This window comes from Gammaproteobacteria bacterium (genome assembly GCA_024235095.1).
Lineage (GTDB): Bacteria > Pseudomonadota > Gammaproteobacteria > Competibacterales > Competibacteraceae > UBA2383.
Genome location: JACKNC010000001.1, coordinates 2081635 through 2105626, shown reverse-complemented (window position 1 = coordinate 2105626; position 23992 = coordinate 2081635). Strand labels below are relative to the sequence as shown.

The 23992-nt window shown below is 51.8% G+C and carries 14 protein-coding genes; 8 read left to right on the top strand and 6 right to left on the bottom strand.

Annotated elements, in window-relative coordinates; all coding sequences use genetic code 11:
- Positions 1 to 60: 60 nt before the first annotated feature.
- Positions 61 to 687, top strand: coding sequence for an outer membrane beta-barrel protein (locus H6973_09325; GenBank protein MCP5125813.1), 627 nt, complete (start codon positions 61 to 63; stop codon positions 685 to 687).
- Between the two features lie 43 nt (positions 688 to 730).
- Here H6973_09325 and H6973_09320 read toward each other — a convergent pair whose 3' ends face one another.
- The gene (locus H6973_09320) at positions 731 to 931 is read right to left on the bottom strand and encodes a heavy-metal-associated domain-containing protein (GenBank protein MCP5125812.1); all 201 of its coding nucleotides are present in this window, start codon (positions 929 to 931) and stop codon (positions 731 to 733) included.
- Between the two features lie 296 nt (positions 932 to 1227).
- On the opposite strand from H6973_09320, the gene H6973_09315 reads away from it, so the two are divergent.
- The 3 genes from H6973_09315 (at position 1228) to H6973_09305 (ending at position 5481) form a co-directional block, all read left to right on the top strand.
- Positions 1228 to 3240, top strand: coding sequence for a glycogen debranching enzyme family protein (locus tag H6973_09315; GenBank protein MCP5125811.1), 2013 nt, complete (start codon positions 1228 to 1230; stop codon positions 3238 to 3240).
- A gap of 191 nt (positions 3241 to 3431) precedes the next feature.
- A complete protein-coding gene (locus H6973_09310) occupies positions 3432 to 3884 on the top strand; it encodes a cache domain-containing protein (GenBank protein ID MCP5125810.1) in 453 nt (150 codons plus the stop codon).
- Between the two features lie 64 nt (positions 3885 to 3948).
- Positions 3949 to 5481, top strand: a complete 1533-nt coding sequence (locus H6973_09305; protein ID MCP5125809.1) for a hypothetical protein — start codon at positions 3949 to 3951, stop codon at positions 5479 to 5481.
- A 120-nt stretch (positions 5482 to 5601) separates the two neighbouring features.
- Here H6973_09305 and H6973_09300 read toward each other — a convergent pair whose 3' ends face one another.
- Together H6973_09300 and H6973_09295 are read right to left on the bottom strand one after the other, a co-directional pair.
- Entirely contained in the window at positions 5602 to 6216 is a 615-nt protein-coding gene (locus H6973_09300; GenBank protein MCP5125808.1) for a hypothetical protein, read from the bottom strand.
- 207 nt (positions 6217 to 6423) lie between these two features.
- Positions 6424 to 7539 (bottom strand): ferrochelatase, encoded by a 1116-nt coding sequence (locus H6973_09295; GenBank protein ID MCP5125807.1) that lies wholly within the window; start codon positions 7537 to 7539, stop codon positions 6424 to 6426.
- 79 nt (positions 7540 to 7618) lie between these two features.
- On the opposite strand from H6973_09295, the gene H6973_09290 reads away from it, so the two are divergent.
- From H6973_09290 to H6973_09280, 3 genes are all read left to right on the top strand, one after another.
- Positions 7619 to 8578, top strand: coding sequence for a 2-hydroxyacid dehydrogenase (locus tag H6973_09290; GenBank protein MCP5125806.1), 960 nt, complete (start codon positions 7619 to 7621; stop codon positions 8576 to 8578).
- Positions 8572 to 9639 carry a glycosyltransferase gene (locus H6973_09285; GenBank protein MCP5125805.1) on the top strand — a complete coding sequence of 356 codons (1068 nt, stop codon included), beginning with the start codon at positions 8572 to 8574 and terminating at the stop codon, positions 9637 to 9639. Before H6973_09290 ends, H6973_09285 begins: the two co-directional genes overlap by 7 nt.
- A gap of 98 nt (positions 9640 to 9737) precedes the next feature.
- The gene (locus H6973_09280; GenBank protein ID MCP5125804.1) at positions 9738 to 11834 is read left to right on the top strand and encodes a glycosyltransferase; all 2097 of its coding nucleotides are present in this window, start codon (positions 9738 to 9740) and stop codon (positions 11832 to 11834) included.
- A 24-nt stretch (positions 11835 to 11858) separates the two neighbouring features.
- Here H6973_09280 and H6973_09275 read toward each other — a convergent pair whose 3' ends face one another.
- The 3 genes from H6973_09275 to hrpA form a co-directional block, all read right to left on the bottom strand.
- Complete coding sequence (locus tag H6973_09275; protein ID MCP5125803.1) at positions 11859 to 16625, bottom strand: glycosyltransferase; 4767 nt, start codon at positions 16623 to 16625, stop codon at positions 11859 to 11861.
- Positions 16626 to 16704: 79 nt separating this feature from the next.
- Entirely contained in the window at positions 16705 to 19548 is a 2844-nt protein-coding gene (gene uvrA, locus H6973_09270) for an excinuclease ABC subunit UvrA (GenBank protein ID MCP5125802.1), read from the bottom strand.
- Between the two features lie 47 nt (positions 19549 to 19595).
- Positions 19596 to 23489 (bottom strand): ATP-dependent RNA helicase HrpA, encoded by a 3894-nt coding sequence (hrpA, locus tag H6973_09265; protein MCP5125801.1) that lies wholly within the window; start codon positions 23487 to 23489, stop codon positions 19596 to 19598.
- A gap of 255 nt (positions 23490 to 23744) precedes the next feature.
- Between hrpA and H6973_09260 the strand changes: the two genes are divergently transcribed.
- Positions 23745 to 23960 carry a cold-shock protein gene (locus H6973_09260; GenBank protein ID MCP5125800.1) on the top strand — a complete coding sequence of 72 codons (216 nt, stop codon included), beginning with the start codon at positions 23745 to 23747 and terminating at the stop codon, positions 23958 to 23960.
- The last annotated feature ends 32 nt before the right edge of the window (positions 23961 to 23992 follow it).

Genomic DNA, 23992 nt, shown 5'->3' with positions numbered 1-23992 from the left:
ATAGTGCCTTGATTCTTCAATCCGAACAATATCGACAAATGGTTTTTCAAGGAGCGCGTGATGTCTTCCAAAACGTTTAAGAGTGCTTTGGCAGCGGCGTTGGCCAGTGGTTTGCTGGCGGGAACCGTCCAGGCTTATGAGGCTGGCGACTGGGTGGTCCGGGGTGGTATCTACGGCGTATTTCCAAAATCCGATAATCTGAGTTTGGGGCCTGGCGCCGATCTTGACGTGGACGATGGCTATAGCCTGGGCTTCAATGTCACTTATATGGTCAACCCAAACATTGGCGTGGAATTGTTGGGCGCCTGGCCCTTCAAGCACGACATCAGTCTGACTGGCGCCGGAAGAATTGGTGAAACCAAGCATCTACCACCTACCCTTAGCGTACAATATCACTTCATGCCTAGCGGTACGATTCACCCGTATGCGGGCCTCGGTCTGAACTATACCAAGTTCTTTAGTGAAAAAACTAAAGGCGCTTTGAGCGGCAGCAGTCTGAAACTGGATGACTCCTGGGGTATTGCCGGACAGTTGGGCGTTGATGTCGACGTAGCGCCCAACTGGTTTGTGAATGCTGACCTGCGCTACATCAATATCGAGTCCGACGCCAAGCTGAACGGCGAAGGAATTGGCACTGTCAAAATCAACCCCTGGGTATTTGGTCTGAATGTAGGCACCCGCTTCTAGGCAGGTATTGCGAAAACGCCCCCGTTAGGCAAGGGGCGTTTTTTCAAGCCTTTTCGGGGTAGCCTAATCCTTTTAGCGTGGCGCCCAGCTCCGCCCGAATATCGCTGTCGGCTTCCACGGTGACCCGACCGGTTGGCACATCAACTTGCACTTCCCGTATTTGCGGATTTTTGCCGAGTCCATCGCGAATGGCGCTGGCGCAACCCTGGCATTTGACATTCTGAACCTCAAGTTCAATTTTCATCTCATCAGTCTCCACGAAGTCAAGAAAATATTCTTAAATTCAATTATTAGTCAGTCTCATCCTCTCATACGTCATCGCTTTATCTCATGACGTCGCCCATAATATGTTTAGCTATGCGTATTCACAAGGTGGGGACGTAGGTCGCGCCAAGCAACGTGAAAAAGAGAGGCGAGGACGATGCACTACCCCGCAAACGCGCTCACGAATTACCCTGGAAGCCTGCATAAATTCCCTATCCTATTCCTGAAGATTGCAACACGGTTTCCAGGTTTCCGACTTATCGACCGGGGATATCCATGATGGGCGAATTACCCGATTTCATCCGCTGCGGCCGAGCATTGTGCGGCGATTTAATCCAGGCCGAACGGCGCGAATGGTGGCTAGCTAACGGGCTGGGGGGCTACGCAGCCGGTACGATCGCCGGCGCCTTGACCCGGCGCTATCACGGTCTGCTGATTGCGCCACTACCGCCGCCGCATGACCGCTGGCTGGTTTTCGCCAAGGCTGACGCTACCCTCACCGACGGTGAACGGGACATCCCACTGTTCAGCAACCGCTGGGGCGGCCTGGTGATCAATCCGCAAGGCTATGTTCACCTGGAATCTTTCCATCTGGAAGGGCGGATGCCGGTTTGGCGCTTTGCCTTGGGCGACCTCGTTCTGGAACAGCGCATCTGGCTGGAGCCTGGCGCCAACACCAGTTATGTCGCCTGGCGACTGACCCCAGAGAGCGGTGACCATGCGCCGCAACTGCGGGTTCGGTTGCTGATCAATGGCCGCGACCATCACTGCAAGACGGTTATGAGCGAATTTCAGCCGGTGATTGAAGCGCCGGATTCCGCGCAGCGATGCATTTCCGTTCCGGAATTCGCGCTGCGGTTATGGGCCTGTGGCGGAACCCTGGTCGATGAGGTCAACTGGTTCGAGGATTACGATCTGCCGGTGGAGCACGAGCGTGGTTTGCCGCATCGCGATCATAATTTCTGTATCGGCGAAGCTGTTTTGAACCTGCAACCCGGCGTCTGGACGGGTGTTGTCGCCAGTTTGCATGAATATGCCTCCTGCGATTTAGACGCAGCGTTGCAGCGTTTTTTGCGCCGCGAAGCTGAACTGTTGACTCAAGCTGAAACGAGCGTTCCTGAATTCAAAGGGGCGCCGGACTGGATCCGGCAATTGGTCCTGGCGGCGGACAGCTTTCTGGTTGACCGGCCCTTGCCGGGAATGCCAGATGGTCAATCGATCATCGCTGGCTATCCCTGGTTTGGCGACTGGGGCCGCGATACCATGATCGCGTTGCCTGGCTTAACGTTGGCGACCGGGCGGCCTGACATCGCGCGCCGGATTCTGCTGACCTTCGCCCGCTTTACCGATCAGGGCATGTTGCCCAACCTGTTTTCCGCCGCAGGCGAACCGCTGGCTTACAACACCGCTGACGCCGCCCTGTGGTATATCGAAGCCTGGCGGGCTTATTTGGAGGTCACGGGCGATGTTAAAACCCTGGCAGAAGTCTTTCCGGTGTTGCAGGAAATCATTGCCTGGCATGTGACGGGAACTCGTTTCGGTATTGGGCTGGATGAGATGGATGGTCTGCTCAAATGCGGCGAGCCGGGTCTGCAACTGACCTGGATGGACGCCAAAATCGATGACTGGGTGATAACGCCGCGCATCGGCAAGCCGGTGGAAATCAATGCGCTCTGGTACAACGCGCTATTGAGCGTCGCCGATTGCGCCCGGACTTTAGGTCAGTCGCCGGCCTTTTACAAAGACCTGGCGCACCAGACGCAATTAGGGTTTCGCCGCTTCATCCGACCCGATGGCGATGGATTGTTTGACGTACTGGATGGTCCCGAAGGCCCTGATACTTTGGTGCGTCCGAATCAGATATTGGCGGTCAGCCTGCATTACAGCCCGCTCGACCGCGCTGCTCAGCGGAAAGTTGTGCGGATTTGTGGCCGCGAGTTGTTGACTTCTTATGGTTTACGGTCGTTGTCGCCGCGCCATGCCGATTTTCGGCCCCACTACGTCGGCGACGTGCTGGCTCGCGATAGCAGCTATCACCAAGGACCGGTGTGGGCCTGGCTGCTGGGCCACTACGCGTTGGCCGAGTATCGGACGCATGGCGACGCTACAAAAGCGCAACGCTGGCTGGAGCCGATCCGTGATCATTTGAATGACGCTGGGCTGGGCGCGGTCAGCGAAATCTTCGATGGTGTTCCGCCCCATCATCCGCGCGGCGCGCCAGCGCAAGCCTGGTCCGTAGCCTGTACGCTGGAAGCCTGGTTGCGCCTGGAACGGGCTGTTCAGACGTAATAATTTTGATGCAATCCAATAATTACCCCTATTTTATCAAGGAACTTAACGTTAATTAATTTATCTATTTCTTGATCTATTGAAAGAATGCTGTTAATATAAAGAGATATTTCTTGCAGTAATTTCCTGCAAGCGTATCGAATTTTCTCATTTTTTATCTCTTTTTAGCCAGTTAACCAGGAGTGTGAGACATGAGAACCTTGTTAAGTTTTGCTCTATTCTGTGGATTAACCTCAATTGTTTACGCCACAGAGTTTGGCACTGCTGAAGAAGCGCAGGCCCTCGTTAAAAAGGCGGTTGCACATATTAAGAGTTCCGGCCCGGAGAAAGCCTATGCGGACTTTACTGCTAAAAATAAGGATTTTATTGACCGGGATTTATATATCGTTGTTATTAGCCCTAAAGGAACGGTCCTAGCTCATGGCGCTAATGATAAAATCGTTGGAAAAGATATGCTTGATGTAAAGGATCTGGATGGCAAAGCGTTCAATCACGAGATTGTCGAAAAAGCCAAGACTCCGAATAACAGTTACTCGGTGGATTTTAAATTCATGGATCCGGTAACAAAGAAAGTTTTGCCTAAGACTTTATTTTGTGAGAGTGTGGATAAAACTGCTGTATGCGCTGGAATTTACAAACGCTGAAGCATGAATAGTACAGTTAGTTGCCTACTGACCGCACAGTTAGTAGGCAATTTTTATTGAGGCAATGAAAATGAGATTCCAATATAAAATTTTCCTCGCTCCTGGAATATCAATAGCTTTTCTGATTATTTTTGCGATCATTGCGTATTTCAGTTTATACGAAGAGCGGAATATAAGCGATGATCTTCTTTCTACACAAGATTCAGTCGCGCATTTCCAAAATGGATACCAACAGATCACAGACGCCCATGCTCTGACCTACCGGCTGTTTACCATAATTACAAGCCTTAGCGCCGAAAAAGTTAAAGAAAGCACTCAAGAGATTGATAAAAAAATTCAATCCGCTAATAGCCTCTTCAAGCAGGCTTCGCAAAAAATAGCGGTGGCGGAGCTTGACAAGATATTTTCAAACGTAACCGCCTACCGCGAAGCCGTCATCAAGAGCATTGATCTGAGTCAGGTCGATCCCGCTTTAGGCACAATGGCCATGCAGACGGCGGATGACGTGTTTCGCGGCCTGCATCAATCACTCGAGCTTGTTTTAGAGGAACAGCGCCAACTTGGCGAGCAAACGCGGGTCAGCAGCCTGCAAAGATTTAACCAAATAGTGATTTTAATAGGCGCATTCTTTGTACTTGCTGCGATTATTTCTTTTGTCATAACACTGATTATCGCCCGTGGGGTCATCCGGCAATTAGGCGGTGATCCTGCTTATGCCACCGCTATTACCCGACAGCTCGCGGCTGGAGACTTTACAGGCGCCATTGACACCAAGACCAAGGATAACAGTAGTTTACTGTTCGATATGAAATCAATGGTAGAGCACTTGCGTGACGTTCTTGGTCAAGTGCAAGAAATTACCGCCAATGTGGATAACGCCAGTGGCGAGATTGCTAGCAGCAATCATGATCTTAGCGAACGCACTCAGACGCAAGCCTCAGCATTGGAAGAGATTTCTTCTTCGATGGAAGAACTGACCAGCACCATTAAGCAAAGCGCCGACAATGTTGGACAAGCGAATCAACTCGCTGGCGTAGCCCGCACCCAAGCTGAAGGGGGTGGACAGGTCGTTGAACAAGCCGTGACGGCGATGAGCGCGATTCACCAAAGCAGCCGCAAGATCGCGGACATCATCGGTGTCATTGATGAAATTGCCTTTCAGACCAACTTGCTGGCTTTAAACGCAGCGGTAGAAGCTGCACGGGCGGGCGAGCAAGGACGAGGCTTTGCCGTCGTGGCCAGTGAAGTCCGCAAGCTGGCCCAGCGCAGCGCGAACGCCGCCAAGGAGATCAAGACGTTGATCACCGACAGCGTTACCAAAGTAGAAGGTGGAAGCAAGCTGGTTGCGCACTCCGGGCAAACCTTGCAAGAGATCGTGATCGCCACCAAGAAAGTGAGTGATATCGTTGCCGAAATTGCCGCTGCTACCCAGGAGCAAGCCAGCGGCGTCGAACATATCAATAAAGCTATCCTGCAACTGGATCAGACCACCCAGCAAAACGCCACTTTGGTCGAGCAGACTGCCGCCACCAGCGCCACCATGGGCGATCAGGCCCAAGAGTTGCAAAAACGCATGTGTTTCTTCAAACTGACGTAACTTTCGAACCAGCCTTTTCAGATTCACCACAACAGGACTTGGTCCCGATATAATGACTGGGTGATTGGACCTCATCCCTTGACCGCCGAGATGGTATGTATCTACGCGCTACGCTACCTGCTATTTTTCGTTGAGCACCGCCACCAGAATCCGCAATAAATCCTCTAGGTCAGCAGGCACCCGAAATAAGTTGAGGTCTTGCGTGATGTGTTTTTCCGCCCGGCGCAGCACGCCGAACTGCCAGATATTGCCGGTGGACACCGCGCCGTAGAGCAAGGGAGCGGCGCTTTCCGTCCAGTGATCCAATGCCACCAATTCCGCCGCTAACTGGCTGAAACCGCTTTCTATATCGGCATTTTTCGCTTCGATCACCAGTAATCTGCCTTGGGCTTCCAAGTAATAGTCCAAGGTTCCCTTGAGCTGTTCATTGATGGTCAGCAACCATTCTACTTTGATATTGACGCCGGTGTAATGCACCACGTCCATCAGCACTGGAGCGATCAAAAATTCGCGTCGTGCGGCTTCACTGGTCAGGCTAACGTGCGGCAGATTTTCTTTGAGGCGCATCGTGAGATCGGCTAGACGTTCGAGCGGCGCCGCGCTGCGGGGCAAGTCGTATTCAGCCTTGCTGAGAGTGTAGCCGAAATAGCCAAGAATCTCTTCAATGTAGCTGCTGAGCTTGAAGTAGTCGGTGAAGCTGTAAGCTGAATGCGCGTTGATAATGCTCGGTTTCATGTCAATATTCCCGTTAGCAGTCTCCGGTGGCGAACCGCGAAAAATGGCGCAGTCACCCAGCACATCGGCGCGGATAGGGTGGGTAGGGTGCGGGGCAAAGTGTACATCGAATCGATTGGGCAGGTCAGGGCGTCCGCACGCGGTAGTCCTGCAAATGAATCAGTTAAGGATAGTGCGATATTTTTCATGTCAAGCGTCAAAAAATTATTAAAGATTATTGCGGTTCGATAAGAACTTAACAACCCTGCCCCGGCGGGCGGCGCATTCGGCATAGAGGGCGTCAATATCGTACTGGGCGCTGAATTCCGGCCAACCCGCCGCATGCCGTTCAATAAGCCCAGCCAGGGCGGTGATATGGTCAGCAGCATCATTCAGCGCGGGCAGATAACGATAACGCTCACCACCAGCGTCGAGAAACGTCTGACGGTTTTCCATGGCGATTTCTTCCAGAGTTTCCAGACAGTCCGTAGCGAAGCCGGGACACACCACATCCACGCTCTTGACGCTGGCTTTCCCCCACTCCATCAGCAACACGCTGGTATAGGGTTGCAGCCATTCGGCGCGGCCAAAGCGGGACTGGAAAGCCACCGCCCATTGTTCCGGCGCCAGCTCCAGCCGTTCAGCCACCAACCGGGCGGTCTTATGGCACTGGCAGTGATAGGGATCGCCGGCCAATAGATTGCGTTTGGGCAAGCCGTGGAAAGAAAACAGCAGTCGCTCGCCAGGCCGTCCCGCGCGGTCAGCCCGGATCTGCGCGGCCAAGGCGTCGAGATAGCCCGGATCATCATGGTATTGCGTAATAAAACGCAACTCCGGCAACCAGCGCCAAGTCCGCAATTCGGCGGCGACTGCGTCGAAGGTCGCGGCCGTGGTCGTGGCAGAATATTGCGGGTAAAGGGGCAGCACCAGTAACCGTTCAGCGCCCGCGGCCTGTAATTCAGCCAGGGCAGAGGCGATAGAGGGTTGGCCGTAGCGCATACCGAGCGCGACTTGCACCGGGCCGGGGCAGCGTTCAGCCAGGGTCTTGGCCAGCGCCGCCGCCTGCCGGCGACTGATCGCTAGCAAGGGCGAACCTTCCGGAGTCCAGATCCTGGCGTACTTGCGCGCGGATTGAGCGGGACGGATGCGGAGAATGACGCCATGCAGGATCAGCCACCATAAGAACCGGGGGATTTCGACAACCCGGGAATCCCAAAGAAATTCGCCCAGATACCGGCGAAGAGCCGATGGTGTGGGGGCATCGGGCGTACCCAGGTTAGCCAGTAATATTCCGGTGCAGGCCAGTCGATCATGGGCGAAGGCAGGAGTAATGGTTGATTTCATCATGGCGCTGTGGTGTCTCGCAGTCTTGAGGGTTGGATGCCTATAATGAAGCAAATCTACTACTGGAGGTTCCCTTGCCATGCTGGGTGTGTTTCTCGATCGGGATTCGCTAGACTGCGGCGATCTCGACTTTGGCAATCTGAACCGGGTTTTACCGGAACTGCGCTGTTACTCGGCAACGGCTCCTGATGAAGTCGCCGAACGCATTGCCGAAGCCGAAGTTGTGATCAGCAATAAAGTGAAACTGGATGCCGCCGCCCTGGGTCAGGCCCGGCGCCTGAAACTGATCTGCGTGGCCGCGACCGGGGTGAACAATGTTGATCTGGAGGAGGCGGCGCGGCACAGTCTAACGGTCTGTAATTGCCGCGGCTATGGCACGGCCTCGGTGGTTCAGCATGTCTTCGCGCTGTTGCTGAGTTTGATCACCCACTTGTCCGAGTACCGTCAGGCGGTGCGAGAGGGGCGCTGGCAACAGGCGCGTCAGTTCTGCCTGTTGGATTACCCCATCCGCGAGTTGACAGGTAAAACGCTGGGCATCGTTGGCTACGGTGAATTGGGACGAGGAGTGGCGCGCGTTGCCGAGGTTTTCGGTATGAAAGTCCTGATTGCCCAGCGCCCTGGCGTCGTCGAGGAACAGGAAGGCCGGATGCCATTACCGATCCTGCTGCCGCAAGTGGACGTACTCAGTCTGCATTGTCCGCTGACTCCAGAAACCCGGGGGTTGATTGGCGCTTGGGAACTGGCGCTAATGAAGCGTGACGCCATCCTGATCAACACGGCGCGCGGCGGCTTGGTGGATGAAACGCTGTTGGCCAATGCCTTGCGCCAGGGCGCGTTGGGCGGCGCGGGCGTGGATGTGTTGAGTTTAGAGCCACCCGTCGATGGTAATCCGTTATTGGCGCAAGATATTCCCAATCTGATTGTTACTCCGCACAGCGCCTGGGGCAGCCGCGAATCCCGCCAGCGCATGGTTGAGCAGTTGGCGGAGAGTATCCAGGGTTGGCTGGATGGGAAGCTGATGCGAGTCGTGACGTGCTAACGGGAAACGCCAGTTCTATTGATTTACCCCTGGTCAGCATCATCGTTCGCAGTATGGCGCGTCCCACCCTGCCCGAGGCGTTGGATAGCATCGCTCACCAGACCTATCCCCACATTGAGATAGTCGTGGTGAATGCGCTCGGTTCCAGCCATCCGCCACCGGTTGTAGAATCTGGACGTTTTTCGTTGCGCTTTGTTGATCATGGTCAAGCGCTGGATCGGAGCGCTGCCGCGAATGCCGGGTTGGAAGCCGCAAGAGGCCGTTACCTCGGGTTCCTGGATGATGATGATCTGCTCTTCCCGGAACATGTCTCGGTGCTCATCGACGCCTTGCAACGACAAACCTGGGCGCAGGTCGCTTACAGCGGGGTGCGGATGATCGCTTACCGGGACGACGCTACCCCCTGTTTTGAAGCCCTGTTCAACCAGCTTTTCCATTTGCCGAGTCTGCGCGCGCAAAACTATATCCCGATGCATGCGGTGTTGTTTGACCGGGCGTTGTGGGAAACAGGTTGCCGATTGGATGAAAGTCTAGCGCTATACGAGGATTGGGATTTCTGGCTGCAATTGGCGGAGCACGGCAAGTTTTTGCATGTGGACCGGGTGACTGCCTGCTATCGCAATTTTGGCCATTCCGGGTTTGGCTTTGACCAGAAGGCGGATACCGCGAAAATTGCAGCGGGTCGGGCAGCGCTGTTTGAGAAATGGCGAAAAATCTGGTCGGGAGCCGATTTAAGCGAGGCTTTTGCAGCCCTGCGCGATGGGATTATTCATCAGCCGCCGCATGGCCCTGTCGCTGTGCTGTCAGGCGAGCTATTAGCGGATTCCATCGCCCAACTCGAACAGATGCTGCTTGGACTGGAAAGCAAGTATCGGCGCGATCAGGATTTATTTAGAGAAAATCAGCGACGGATGGATGAATTGTCGGCCCTCGCGCACGATCTGCGCAGCCAAATACTCGAACAATCCGGCCAGCTTGAAGCGGTTTACCGGTCAACCTCCTGGCGAATCACTGAACCCTTGAGAAGCCTGGTTCACGCCTGGCGACAATGGCGCAAATGAAAAGTAAGCCACCGAATATCCGTTCGGTCCCCTCCTTTAACAAAAGGATTTTGGACGAGTTGCCGATGCGCAATCCCTTTTGCAAAGGGGGGAGGTGAATGCTTAAGCTGCCGACGCTCAATCTGATAACATTCCTTGTCTCGCGCTCCTTCCATGTTCTGAAGACTGAAGGTCTCTGGGTTCTGGCTAAAAAGATCCGCCGTCGACTCAGCGCTACGGCTCTCAAGCCGCCACGGCGTCCCCGGTTGTTCAACCTGCGTGAACCGTTTTCTCCCCTTGCTTTTCCCTACCATGAAACTCCAGAGGTTTCCATCATTATCCCGGTCTTTAACCAGTTCCGCTTTACTCACCATTGCTTGGCGGCGCTGGCGGCGGATAGGAGTCGGTATCATTTTGAGGTGATCGTCGTCGATGATAGCTCCACCGACGGGACGCCCAAAGCACTCGCCAGCTACACAGGGGTGCGCCTGATTGTCAACCCTGATAACCTGGGCTTCGTGGGAGCAACCAATCGCGCGGCGTCCGTTGCTCGCGGGAATTACCTGATTTTCCTGAACAACGATACCCAGGTTCAGCCAGGTTGGCTGGATGCTTTAATTGAAACTTTCCAGACGTTTCAGAACGCCGGTCTGGTAGGCAGCCGGCTGATCTATCCACACGGACGCTTGCAGGAGGCGGGCGGCATTCTCTCCGCCGATGGCTCCGCCTGGAACTATGGGCATCTCGATGATCCCTACAAGCCTCAATACAGCTATGTGCGTGAGCCGGATTATGTCTCTGGCGCAGCGCTCGCCATTCGACGCGATCTGTTCGAGGATCTGGGCGGTTTCGACACCCACTTTGCCCCAGCTTACTATGAAGACGCCGATCTGGCTTTCCGGGTCCGCGCGGCAGGCTATCGGGTTTACTACCAGCCCTGGTCCCAGGTTGTGCATTGTGAAGGGGTGAGCGCGGGAACCGATGAGACTGCAACTAGCGGCATGAAACGGTTTCAGTCGATTAATCAAAGGAAGTTTCTTGAGCGCTGGCAAGGAGCATTGACGTCGCATGGTTCGCGGGGCGAGGCGTTGGAGTTCCAGAAAGAGCGCCACGTGCGCCGCCGCGCCTTTGTCGTCGATGTTTATATGCTGACGCCTGATAAGGAGTCGGGTTCGTTGCGGATGCTCAACCTGTTTACCATTTTGCAGGAGTTGGGATTCAAGGTCACCTTTGCCGCCGCTAACCTGGAAGCGCCTGAACCCTACGTCGCCGATCTGCAGAAGCAGGGGGTCGAGGTGCTTTACCGCCCCTATATCACGTCTATCGACCAGCACTTGCGCACGCACGGCGACGACTACCAACTGGTGATTCTGAGCCGCGCCGATGCAGCGGCGCAGGTGATGGCGTCTGCCCGGCGCTATTGTCGAAACGCCCGCATCGTCTATGACACCGTGGACTTACACTTCCTGCGTGAAATGCGTCTTGCCGAGCTGACCGGGAACCGAATTGCCCGTACTGTCGCGGAAGGACGCAAACGTCAGGAACTGGAGTTAATCGCCCAGGCCGATACGACATTGGTGGTCAGCACGGTGGAGCGTGATCTATTGATCCAAGAAGCGCCGGAGGCAGACGTGCGGGTGGTCTCGAATATTCACCGTGTCTACGGTAGCCGAAAGCCCTTTGCGGAGCGACGCGACCTTTTCTTCATCGGCGCTTTCGCCCATCCGCCGAATACCGACGCGATGCTCTGGTTCTGCCGGGAAATCTTCCCCCTGGTGCTGGAACAGGAGCCGGAAATCCGTTTCTCGGTAATCGGAGCGGATCCGCCGGCTCAGATCGTGGCCCTGGCTTCGGAGCATGTGCATATCCTGGGCTATGTTCCTGACGTGACTGCTTTCTTCGACGGCTGCCGTTTATCGGTGGCCCCGTTGCGCTATGGGGCGGGTGTCAAGGGCAAGATCAACCAAAGTCTGGCTTACGGCCTGCCGGTGGTGGCGACGACGCCAGCGGTGGAGGGCATGTTCCTGGAGAATGGCCAATCCGTTCTGATAGCTGATGAACCCTGGGAGTTTGCCCGACAGATATTGCGTCTCTACCGTGACCCAGCCTTATGGAGGACGTTGTCTAACAAGGGGCTGACGGTGATGGCAGAACATTTTGGGTTTGCAGCGGCCCATCGTGCTGTGATTGATCTAATTAACGCGAGGGGCAGTTGAATATTTGGAAATTGACCATATATGTCATTGAAATAAAACACGCTGATAAGCTCTTTCATAAGCCGCAACGATATTTTTAATATTGAAGCGATCCGCCGCTTTTTGTGTGCAGGATTGAGCTTTTTGATAAAGTGATTGATTAGTAGAAAAATCAGCAATAATTTGTGCTACTTCGTGAATTGGAATTTGCCAATTATTTTTTAGAGCAAATATAGCACCTGCAACTTCGTTTTCAATGGTTAACATATTGCGAATCTCACCGATATCACTCGCGATAAATGGTTTCCCTGAAAACAGGCATTCGATAATTGAAAGTGGAAAACTTTCTCCTTTAAAGCGTGATGCTAAAAAACCCATATCTGACATTGCATAGTAGTCAACAGGGTTGTTCTTAAATCCAAGTAGATGGATATAGTCAGGTAGTTTTTTTTCCTGAAGAGATTGGTAAACTGGACCATCGCCAAGCAGGAGTATATGAATATTTTTTTGGGAGATTTCTCTTGCCTCTTTAATAATTTCAATTGCTTCTTCCCAGCCCTTTTCTGGAATGGATCGGCTGGCTTGACAGAGAACAAAAGCGTCATCAGGTATGTTCAATTCTTTGCGATTAATGATATTAATTTCAGGATAAGCCATTCCATTGCCAATTTTTATAGATTTATCTTCAATATCATAACCTTTTGCTTTAAAAAGATCGAGATTTTTATCAGCAATATAAATCCATAAATCGACATTCTTAATGATAACTGGAAGATTTTTATCAGCATGTATTTGTTCTAAAGTTTCATACATGCCATGCATAGTAACAACATGCTTAATCGATTTTCTAGTTTTATTCATATAAGCAGAAAAAAAGTGTTCTGTGCTAGCATGATGAGTATGGATTATTTCGATGCCAAAATTGATAAGAAATTGATCTAGATTACCAATCTCTTGAGTACATTCGAATACTGGGATATCACTCGAGAGCATCTTTCTTACATTATCATTAACGGGTTCCCTATTGAAATTGAAAAAAGTAATAGCGTATCCTCTTTTCTTAAGCTCATTCGCCAAACGGATAGGAAATATTTCGCCTCCTCCGGTGGAAAAAGAAAACGAAGCCATAAGTATATTTGGAAGCCTCTTTTCCTTATAACTAAACGCTTCATTTAATTTATAAAATTCTTCAAAATCGGTTTTTTTTATACTTTTCATATTCTGTTCCCAAAACCGCTCTAATAAAGCTTTGTGCGCATATAATGTTTCATCAGAAACTTTATAGAGTTGCGCTATCGTTTCTGCAACAAATTGATGCTCTTTATAATAAGTTGGTTTTTTATAAGTAGTTGTTGAAGAATTAGAAGAATGGAAGCGATAATAATTGCAAGTTTTATTAGTGAATGCAATTTTTCCACCGCGAATCAGATGCAGATAGAAAACCCAATCTCCACATATTTTCATATTTAACCAATTATTGTCGTTAAACAATGCAAAATCTTTAGTAGGTTTCCTGAAAACGACGCTACTGACGTTAGGTATAGTATTTTTTTTACCTAGAAAGCAGTTAACTTCATTATGAGCAGATTCAACATAATCAACCAACCATTTTTTTTGATCTAATTCATAAAGATAATCATTAAATGTAAATTCTGTTGGTTGACCATCAGTTTCAACAAAAAGGGAACGACTGTAAGCAAGCTGAATAGCTTCATCCATAAAGAAAGGAATAACTGTTTCCAAAAAATTATTGGCGCAAAAATCATCGCTTTCGGCGATCCAAATGATGTCTGACTCAGCCAAATTAATTCCTTTTTTCCATTGGGAAAAAGCGTTGCCCGAATTTTGTTCATTAAAATAACTTTGAGTTATTTCTGGATATTTTTTCGCATATTCATTCAAAATATCTCTGCTGGCGTCATTCGAGTGATCGTCGAGTAAGATAACTCTGAAATGTTTATAGGTTTGCTGATAAATACTGTCGAGACGTCTTTTCAGAAATGCGCTGTGATTATAGTTTGGAACAATAACGGTTACTTCTAGATTGAATGGCTTATCAGCATGTCTAAATCGTTCGCTAGGGATAAAGTTTGATATTAGTTGATGTGATCCATTTGTAGAATCATTATTATTAGTATTTTCAGAAAATTTTGATGATAAAGTTTGTTCATAAGCAATATCATTAAAAAATATCAAGATTAACTTCTTAGCAATCGGTCTGATATATTTACGGATTAAATAGAAAGGAGGCTCTATAATGAATTGTGAAATGTTTGGATAGTTACATTGTGCATTTGTCCTCAAAGTATTTAATTGGCTTCGTAGTCCGAAGGCATGATTAAATATAGATTTTTTTTGTCTAATGAGAAATTTTTTTATGCCTCGTATGGGTGCAGTTATTTTCCAGGAAGTTGAACAATAGATCTCCTCTAAAAAATTTTTGAATTGGCGTATTTGATTTTCCAGTTCATTTATATTTTGACGACGCATTGAAATTTCAATATTTAAACGTTTTATGATTTCTTGTTTTCTTGCTGATTCACTTTCAAGTTCATTTTTCAACTGGTTTATTAATAATGACAACTCATGATTAGAAGCTATTAGTTTATCAATTAAACTGGCGAATTGTGATTGAGTAATTGATAAATTTTTTTTAACAATAGGTAAATCTCGAATAATGTTTAATAATTCTTCTCGATTTAATGTATAGAGATAGCGTTCGGGAAGGAAATCTTTAGAATATAAATGTTCACTAAGATTTAAATCTGAATAATTATCACTTTTATTATATTTATCAGAAAGGAAAAGAGATTTTCTTTCTGGAGAAGTGCTCGTATAACGTTCTAAATACTTTTTATCACTTATTGTGGTTATTTCTCTCTGACCATTGTTGTCATCTTTCAAGAAAATTGCATTTTTTAGACAAATAAAAAAATCATTGTATTGCTTAGCGCTGCTATTCCAATCCAATAAATACGCAATCGGATATTCCACAAGCCGCTCAATAAACACCCCTAGTCTAGGAGCTACAATCGGCAAATTGGAACGCATTGCTTCGCTAAGTGTATAAGAATAAGTTTCCGGCCATAGAGTTGGAAAAAATATAATATCTGCCCGTTCACGGGCTATTAACAATGGAAGTTCTGAATCGCTATATACACCATAGCACGATAAGGGAATTTCAGGCTCTACTTTTATTTCTTCAACAGGAAATCCGATGACTTTAAAATATAGGGGTAGTTTCCTTTGTTTGGCGTCGATTGCACATGCTTCTACTAGCCTTGATCCTTTCATCAAGGATAGTCTTCCCAGAACCAGAATTTTCAACTCACCGTTAAGGAAATAATTATTACTCTTACTTGAAAAGTAGATAGGAGAAAATTCAGGATGCGGCAGATAGTCGTAGGTAGCATCAGGAAAATATTTTCGAGTGCGTTCCAGGAGGTCTTGGGACGGGGTGATAACTCTATTTGCTTTATTGAGCAGATTTCGAAAAAGCGTTCGCCATGAGAGTATGTCCATCCCCCAAGGCGCTGGCCGTTCCTCTAAGCACACGGAGCATCCTGCTGTATCAGGTTCGCCACAATAGCTGCCGTCTTTATTAGTTAGAGTGAATTGTGGGCAGATAGGGTAGTAGTCGTGCAAAGTAAACTCATATGGTAATTCCAGATCATTAGGAATTTTTAAAATTTGCTGATTAATTCCAATAATATGGTGAAAATGAATAAATGAAATTCTTATATATTTTAAGAAATCCAATAATTTTGAATAGGTGTAAGGCAGAGAAAAATAAACGATAAACTCTTCTCCTGATTTAGCCCATTCTACACTAACCTCCTGCAAGCTCTTCGGGCGCATGATAAGAACTTCAAACTCTGGTGAGAGTAATTTTGTTAAGTCCTGGACATGCTTTTCCGTACCTCCACCCCATGTATGTGTAACAAACAATATTTTTTTCCGGGGTGAATGTATTAATCGATGCAGATCAACGCGTCTTCGCATAATCCTTGCTGGGTCCCTAGTGCAAAAATCATTAATAAGCGTACTATAATGAGGATATGATTTTTTAATTTTTTTCTGAGCAAGGTCACATAAAATATCAGCTTTTTCAGCAAAGGAAACTCTGCCCTTGTGATAAATGAATGTATCCGCACAAAGTAAATTTTTAAAACCAGCATCCACGGCGCGCATGCAAAAGTCATTTTCTTCGCCATATCCTTCCTTAAAAAAAGATGCGTTAAAATATCCTACCTGATCTAAGCAGTTACGAGTAATGTACATACAAAAGCCAACAGCCGTTGGTATTTCAAATGATTGAGAATGATTTAGTTTGGAGAACAGATCATCAAGGGCACCAAATGTGCAATCTTCCGGCAGTGAGTTGATCTCAGTAAATCGGGGGTAGCTACAGATCGTTGCATTATTGGAAAAGGGAGTGACAGTACCAACTTGCAAATCACTGTAAGCGCAACTTCTCAAGCGATCAAGCCAGTCGCCGTGAACCTCGGTATCACTATTCAATAATACAATATCTCGTTCCGGATGCAGCACCATACCTCGATTTACAGCATTAACAAAGCCTTGATTAATTGGGTTTTCAAGTAAAGTTATTTTTCCATTAGTTGCCAAGTCAATTAAATATTCTTGAATAGCTACATCAGGACTATTGTCATTGACAACAACTATTTCAATAGTTGTTTTTTGGAAGTTAAGTAGAACACTTTCTAAACAATTTTGTGTTTCTTCAAAACCGCGATAAACGGGAATAATAACATCTACAAGAGGAGAAAATGGTTTTAAGGTTTCGTTCATCTTGAGATTCTTCAAGGTTTCTTGTGAAATAAACGCAAGCTGATCATTGCTTGCTGTTCAATAGCGGCGAAGTTACGAATTAAAAAGCATTCTGCTTTCTGCATTTCAACACCGGCGCCAAAAACCGCCCGGTATGACTCGCCGGATGGGCCGCCACCTGTTCTGGCGTCCCTGTCGCCACAACTTCCCCGCCGTCGCCGCCGCCTTCCGGCCCAAGATCAATGATCCAGTCCGCCGTTTTGATCACGTCCAGGTTATGTTCAATTACCACGATAGTATTTCCTCGATCCCGCAGTTCGTGCAGCACCTTCAATAATTGCTCAATGTCGTGGAAGTGCAGACCAGTCGTCGGCTCGTCAAGAACGTACAAAGTTTGGCCAGTATCGCGCTTGGACAGCTCGCGCGCCAGCTTAACCCGTTGCGCTTCGCCGCCGGACAGCGTGGTCGCATTCTGGCCCAGTTTGATGTAACTCAATCCCACCTCGACCAGCGTTTTCAACTTGCGCGCCACTGCCGGCACGGCCTGGTAGAACGCCAGCGCCTCCTCGACCGTCATGTCCAGCACTTCATGAATGTTGCGGCCCTTGTAGCGGATATCCAGCGTTTCCCGGTTATAGCGCTGGCCCTTGCACTGATCACAGGGTACATACAGGTCAGGGAGAAAATGCATCGCGACCTGAATGACCCCATCACCCTCACAGGCTTCGCAACGTCCCCCCTTGACGTTGAAGCTGAAGCGGCCAGGCTTATAGCCGCGCGCGCGCGCTTCGGGAACCTCGGAAAACAGTTCACGGATCGGGGTGAACAAGCCGGTATAGGTCGCTGGATTGGAGCGTGGAGTGCGGCCAATCGGACTTTGGTCGATGTTGACCACCTTGTCCAGATACTCCAGCCCCAACAGATCGCGGCAGGGCGCAGGCGATTCGTTGGCGTTGTTCAAATCGCGGGCGGCGTAGCGGTACAACGTGTCGTTGATCAGGGTTGATTTGCCGGAGCCGGACACGCCAGTGACGCAGGTCAGCAATCCGATGGGAATCTCCACATGCAGATTTTTTAGATTGTTACCGCGGGCTTCGATGATGCGCAACACCCGATTCAGGTCGAAAGGGGTGCGCTGTTTTGGGATTGCAATGCGTCGCTGACCGTCCAGATAGGCGCCGGTCAGCGACTCGGGATGGGTCATGATGTCAGCAGGCGTTCCTTGCGCCACGACGCGGCCACCGTGAACGCCCGCGCCCGGTCCCATATCCACAACCTGGTCAGCGGTGCGGATTGCTTCCTCATCGTGTTCCACCACGATCACGGTATTCCCCAGGTCGCGCAAGCGCAGCAGGCTGGCCAACAGGCGGGCGTTATCGCGTTGATGCAACCCAATCGACGGTTCGTCCAGCACGTACAGCACCCCGACCAGTCCCGCGCCGATCTGCGAAGCCAGGCGAATGCGCTGTGCTTCGCCACCGGACAGCGTGTCGGCGCTGCGCGCCAGACTCAGATAATCCAGACCAACGTTGACCAGAAAATTCAGTCGCTCGCCGATCTCCTTGACAACCTTGGCGGCGATTTCCCCGCGCCGGCCTGGCAAGCGTAATTCGGCAAAAAAAGCGCGTGTCGCACCAACCGGCCAGCTTGCTACATCGGGCAAAGCATGTCCGGCGATGAACACATGCCGGGCGGAACGGGTCAGCCGCGCGCCTTGACAGGATAGGCAAGGACGGCTGCTCATATACCGCGCTAACATTTCACGCAGGATGCTGGAATCGGTTTCCCGGTAGCGGCGCTCCATTTCAGGCAGCACCCCGGCAAACGGTTGTCGGAGAGTGAAGGGTTCCCCCTGGTGGTTGACATAGTCCAGGGTTACGGTTTCCTCGCCGCTGCCGTGAAGAATGAGTTGACGGATGCCCTCTGGCAAGGTCTGGAAAGATTGTTCCGGATCAAAACCGTAATGTTGCGCCAAGCCTTCGATTAGGTGAAAGTGATAGCGATTATCCCGACCCCAGTCGTACACCGCGCCCTCCGCCAAACTCAGGTGGGGATGCATGACCACCCGTTCGGGATCGAAGAATGATTTGACTCCCAGACCGTCGCACTCCGGGCAAGCGCCGACCGGATTGTTGAAAGAAAAGAGCCGAGGTTCCAGTTCGCTCAGGCTGTACCCGCATAGTGGGCAGGCATAACCGGATGAAAATAGCAGTTCGGGTTGCTCTGGTTCATCCAGGAACGCCACGCGCGCAACGCCTTCTCCCAAACGCAGCGCCGTCTCGAACGACTCCGCCAACCGCTGGGCTAGGTCGTTGCGCGCCTTGAAGCGGTCGACGACAACCTCGATTGTATGCTTACGGCGCAAATCCAGCGTGGGCGGGCTGTCCAGTTCCACAACCTCGCCATCAATGCGGGCACGAATGAAGCCTTGAGCGCGTAATTCTTGCAACAGTTTGACATGCTCACCCTTGCGTTCCTTGACCACCGGCGCTAACAGCATTAACCGCTGACCTTCGGGCAAGATCAAGATTTGATCGACCATCTGACTGACGGTTTGCGCATCCAGGTCAATGCCATGATCTGGACAGTGCGGAATGCCGGCCCGCGCGTACAGCAGGCGCAGATAGTCGTAAATTTCGGTGATCGTGCCGACGGTGGAACGGGGATTGTGCGAGGTGGATTTCTGCTCGATGGAAATCGCCGGCGATAGGCCCTCGATATGATCCACATCGGGCTTTTCCATCAGCGACAGGAATTGCCGAGCGTAGGCAGACAGCGATTCCACGTAACGGCGCTGACCCTCGGCGTACAGTGTGTCGAACGCCAATGAGGATTTGCCGGAACCGGACAGGCCGGTGATGACGATCAGCCGGTCGCGGGGCAGATCCAGGTCGATGTTTTGTAGATTATGGGTGCGCGCGCCGCGAATTTTGATGGTATCCATGGTTCGTCAGTCCCAATTCCCGCGTTATTGCCTTTCCAGGTCAAGGTTCAGGATAACCCTTTCTTCACCCGATTCCACTGTTCTTCCAACCGTTTGACCGATACCGGAATGATGGTCTTCAATTCCTGGGCGAACTGGGACACGCGCAACTCCTCCACCAGCCAGCGCAGGCGAATCAACTCCGGATCATGCCGTTCCCGTTCGGCATTCTGCGCCAGTTGCCGCTTACAATGTTCCCACAACCGGATGATGTCGCCACACCGTTGCCGATCCTTGTCCGGCGCCTGACGAAGCTTGTTCAAGCGCACGGCCATCGCGCGTAGATAACGCGGCAAATGCGGCAACCATTCCGCTGGAGTCTGGCTGAGAAAGCCGGGATAAATCAGATGCGCCAACTGGTCACGGATATCGGTCAGCGCCTCGCCCCAGACCGGCGACAATTCACCGCTCAACATCCGGCGCGCATCGTGATAAGCCGCCAGAGTTTCTGCCGCCATTTGTCCAATGTCCGCTCGCGCCGCTGACAAGCGGTTTCTACCCCGCTCCAGCAACGCCTCGAACACTGCCCGGTCGCGCGGCAACGGTTCATCGGTAAGAAACGCCCGGTCAAGAATCACATTCTGGAGATCTTCCCGCAACTGCTCCTGTGTCCCTAGTCCCAAGTAATGCAGGGTCATCTGTTGAAACTGGGGCAAATCGCGCGCCAGCGACTTGAACACCGGCCCCAGCCGCCAGCCGATCAATCGCCGCAAACCCGCCCGGGTCGCCGCCTCCGCGCGCACGGGCGAATCCAATACTCGCAGCGCCAGCGTTCCATCCGGTTCGGCGATCAATGCCGGATAGCCGCGCAACTGGATGCCATTCCGAACGAAACTGACTTCTTCCGGCAGTGCGCCGAAATCCCAGTCGCGCACCTGTTCCCGCTCAAATTCCGGTGTGGGCAACGCGGCGAATCCCGCCTGCGCTTCACCACGCAACTGTTGCTGAATCACTGTCCAGTCGCGCCCTGCCGCCAATTCCCGATCTTCGGCGTCGACCACTCGAAAGCGCATCCGCAGATGTGGCGGAACTGCCTCTGGATTCCAGGCATCCTCGGGAATTTGCACCCCGGTCATATGCTCCAGGCGCTCCGCCATCGCCTCGGTCAGCGACCCCTCGCCCGGATCGATGACTTCCAGCAACGCCTGCACATAGTTGGGAACCGGTACGAAATTCCGCCGCAACGCCTTGGGCAGCGATTTCAGCAACGTCGCCATGCGTTCCGCCCGCAGGCCCGGCACCAGCCAGTCCAGCCGTTTCGGATCGACCTGATTCACTGCGGCCAGCGGTACGGTCAAGGTCACGCCATCCTCTTCGTCACCCGGCGCGAAACGGTAACGCAAGGGCAATTTCAATCCATCAAGATTGAGGTGATCCGGGAAATTCTCGCCATCAACCGCCGTTGCGGCAGGCGCCAGCAAGGTTTCACGATCCAGGAACAGTAGGCGGGGTTGTTCCCGTTCGACCTTTTTCCGCCACATCTCGAAACTCGGGCCGCTGTAAATGCCCCCGGGAATCCGCTCATCGTAAAAGCGGTACAGCGCTTCCTCATCGGTGGTCAAATCACGACGGGCGCGGGTTTCCAGTTCGGTCAATTCTTCCAGTAATTGCCGGTTGTGCTGGAAAAACGGCGCCTTGCAGTGAAATTCGCCAGCGACCAGCGCCTGACGAATAAATAGAGTCCGCGCCAGCGCCGGGTCCAGCGGCCCATAATTGACGCGGCGACCGGCGACTATAGGCAAACCATACAAGGTGACCCGCTCGGTGGCTGTCACCTGAGCAGAACGCTTCTCCCAATGCGGTTCGGCGTAGGCGCGCTTGAGCAACGGCCCAGCCAGATATTCCACCCACTCCGGTTCAACCCGCGCCACAGTGCGGGCGTAAAGCCGGGTGGTCTCCACCAGTTCAGCCGCCATAACCCAGCGCGGGCGCTTTTTGAATAACCCGGAACCGGGGAACAGGTAGAAATTCCGTCCGCGCGCGCCGAGATAGGCGTTCTCTTCCTGCTTTAACCCAAGATGCCCGAGTAGACCGGTCAGCAGCGCCCGGTGCAAGTGGTCATAAGGCACGGGTTCGTCATTGAGCCGCATCCCCATTTCGGTGACCCGCCCCAATAATTCTTGATGCAGGTCATGCCATTCCCGCATCCGCACGAACGACAGAAAATCCTTCTGACAGAGATTGCGCAACTGGTTCTTGGAAAGCTGGCGGGCCTGCTCATGGTAGTAGTCCCAAAGTTTCAACAAAGCCAGAAAATCGGAGCGTTCATCGCGGAACCGGCGATGCTTCTCATCCGCCGCCTGCTGCTTCTCCAGAGGCCGTTCCCGAGGGTCTTGAATCGCCAGCGCCGACACAATAATCAACGCCTCGCGTAAACTGCGTTCCTGTTGCGCCGCCAGCAGCATTCGCCCTAACCGGGGATCGACCGGCAGTTTCGCCAGCTGCCGGCCCCGTTCGGTGACGCCGCGCTGCTCATCGACCGCCTGCAACTCGAACAACAGACGAAATCCGTCGCTGATTTGCCGGGAATCCGGAGGATCGACGAACGGGAAATCCTCCGGGCGGCCCAGATTCAACGCGCACATTTGCAGAATTACCGCCGCCAGATGGGTGCGCAGGATTTCCGGATCGGTGAAGACCGGACGGGATTGGAAATCTTCCTCTGAATATAAACGGACGCACACCCCGGCCATGACCCGTCCGCAACGTCCTGCCCGCTGCTGCGCGCTGGCCTGGGAAATTTTTTCCACCGGCAGGCGTTGAATCTTGCCGCGCGGGCTGTAACGGCTAATGCGCGCCATACCGGGGTCGATGACGTAGCGAATGCCCGGCACGGTCAGCGAGGTTTCAGCTACATTAGTCGCTAACACAATACGTGGTCGGCCATGCGGCTGAAACGCCCGATTCTGTTCCGCAGCGGACAGCCGGGCATAAAGCGGCAGAATTTCTGTATTTGGCGGGTGATGCTTGCGCAGACTTTCCGCCGTTTCGCGAATCTCCCGTTCGCCAGAGAGAAAGATCAGAATATCGCCCGGCCCTTGCCGCCAGACCTCGTCCACGGCGTCCAGAATCGCCTGTTGCAGATCGCGATCGCGTTCATCCTCGTCCGCCACCAGCAGAGGCCGATAGCGCAATTCCACCGGATACGTTCGCCCGGAGACTTCGATCATCGGCGCATGGTCGAAGTGGCGGGAGAAGCGCTCTGGGTCGATGGTCGCCGAGGTGATGATCAGCTTCAGGTCAGGGCGGCGCGGCAGCAGGCGCTTGAGATAGCCCAGCAGGAAATCAATGTTCAGACTGCGCTCATGAGCTTCGTCGATGATGAGGACTTCGTATTGGTCGAGCCGCCGATCGCTTTGGGTTTCCGCCAGCAGAATGCCGTCGGTCATCAGCTTGACCACAGTTTCCGGCCCGACCCGGTCGGAAAAGCGCACTTTGTAGCCGACGGGTCCACCGACTGTGGTTCCTAGCTCCGAGGCAATGCGCGACGCCACGGAACGAGTGGCGATCCGGCGCGGCTGGGTATGGCCGATCAAACCGGCTGCGCCCAAGCCAAGGGAAAGACAGATTTTCGGTAACTGGGTGGTCTTGCCGGAGCCGGTTTCGCCACACAGCACGATCACCTGATGATCGCGGATCGCCGCGGCGATGGTTTCACGGTGAGCGTTGATCGGCAGAGCGTTATCGAACGTGGGGATCGGCAATTGAGCGCGGCGTTCCTTCAGCCGGTTCGCAGCGGCCTCCAGTTCGCGAGTCAATTGTTCCAGACCGCGATCCACCGGTTTGCCCTCGCGCAAGCGCCGGCGCAGCCCACGCAGGCGATGGACCAACCCGGCGCGGTCACGGGTCGGACATTCCGTCAACCGGTTTTGTAAAATAGCGAGGAGATTTTCCACGAAAATTAATAAGGTTTTGTTTGAGAAGACTTAATCATACCGGGTTTGATCAAGGCTGTTATTTTCGCATGAGCCTTGTGCAGGCGCACATAAAATTTACTTGCGGAATCCATAGCTTTCACGTAATTTTCGCCTTGGGTAGAGGTCGCAAGCCTCCAAAGACCCAGCGTCGATTCTCTGGCTGGCGAACGCTTCTGTTAGTATTCGCTGGATAAAGCGGCTCGGCACAAAGGAAAAATTTTTTTTGAGGTTGTGTTCATAATGCGCATTGGTACTGTGAAGTGGTTTGACGAAGCAAAGGGTTTCGGTTTTATCGCCCCGGAAGATGGCAGCAGTGATGTGTTCGTTCATTACTCAGTAATCGAGGGCAAGGGATTCCGAACTTTAGCGGAAAACCAAAAAGTTGAGTTCGACGTTAAGGTCGGACCCAAGGGTCCACAAGCTACGATGGTTAAAAAATTCGCGGCTGCAAAATAACAATTTCCACCAATCTAATCCCAGTCAAAGCC

What these genes read in the sequence shown, in the direction of transcription:
- H6973_09290 (MCP5125806.1), top strand. Translation starts at nt 7,619, where the DNA reads ATGCTGGGTGTGTTTCTCGATCGGGATTCGCTAGACTGCGGCGATCTC.
- H6973_09325 (MCP5125813.1), top strand. Translation starts at nt 61, where the DNA reads ATGTCTTCCAAAACGTTTAAGAGTGCTTTGGCAGCGGCGTTGGCCAGT.
- H6973_09305 (MCP5125809.1), top strand. Translation starts at nt 3,949, where the DNA reads ATGAAAATGAGATTCCAATATAAAATTTTCCTCGCTCCTGGAATATCA.
- H6973_09295 (MCP5125807.1), bottom strand. Translation starts at nt 7,539, where the DNA reads ATGAAATCAACCATTACTCCTGCCTTCGCCCATGATCGACTGGCCTGC.
- H6973_09280 (MCP5125804.1), top strand. Translation starts at nt 9,738, where the DNA reads ATGCTTAAGCTGCCGACGCTCAATCTGATAACATTCCTTGTCTCGCGC.
- H6973_09320 (MCP5125812.1), bottom strand. Translation starts at nt 931, where the DNA reads ATGAAAATTGAACTTGAGGTTCAGAATGTCAAATGCCAGGGTTGCGCC.
- H6973_09300 (MCP5125808.1), bottom strand. Translation starts at nt 6,216, where the DNA reads ATGAAACCGAGCATTATCAACGCGCATTCAGCTTACAGCTTCACCGAC.
- uvrA (MCP5125802.1), bottom strand. Translation starts at nt 19,548, where the DNA reads ATGGATACCATCAAAATTCGCGGCGCGCGCACCCATAATCTACAAAAC.
- H6973_09260 (MCP5125800.1), top strand. Translation starts at nt 23,745, where the DNA reads ATGCGCATTGGTACTGTGAAGTGGTTTGACGAAGCAAAGGGTTTCGGT.
- H6973_09310 (MCP5125810.1), top strand. Translation starts at nt 3,432, where the DNA reads ATGAGAACCTTGTTAAGTTTTGCTCTATTCTGTGGATTAACCTCAATT.
- H6973_09275 (MCP5125803.1), bottom strand. Translation starts at nt 16,625, where the DNA reads ATGAACGAAACCTTAAAACCATTTTCTCCTCTTGTAGATGTTATTATT.
- H6973_09315 (MCP5125811.1), top strand. Translation starts at nt 1,228, where the DNA reads ATGATGGGCGAATTACCCGATTTCATCCGCTGCGGCCGAGCATTGTGC.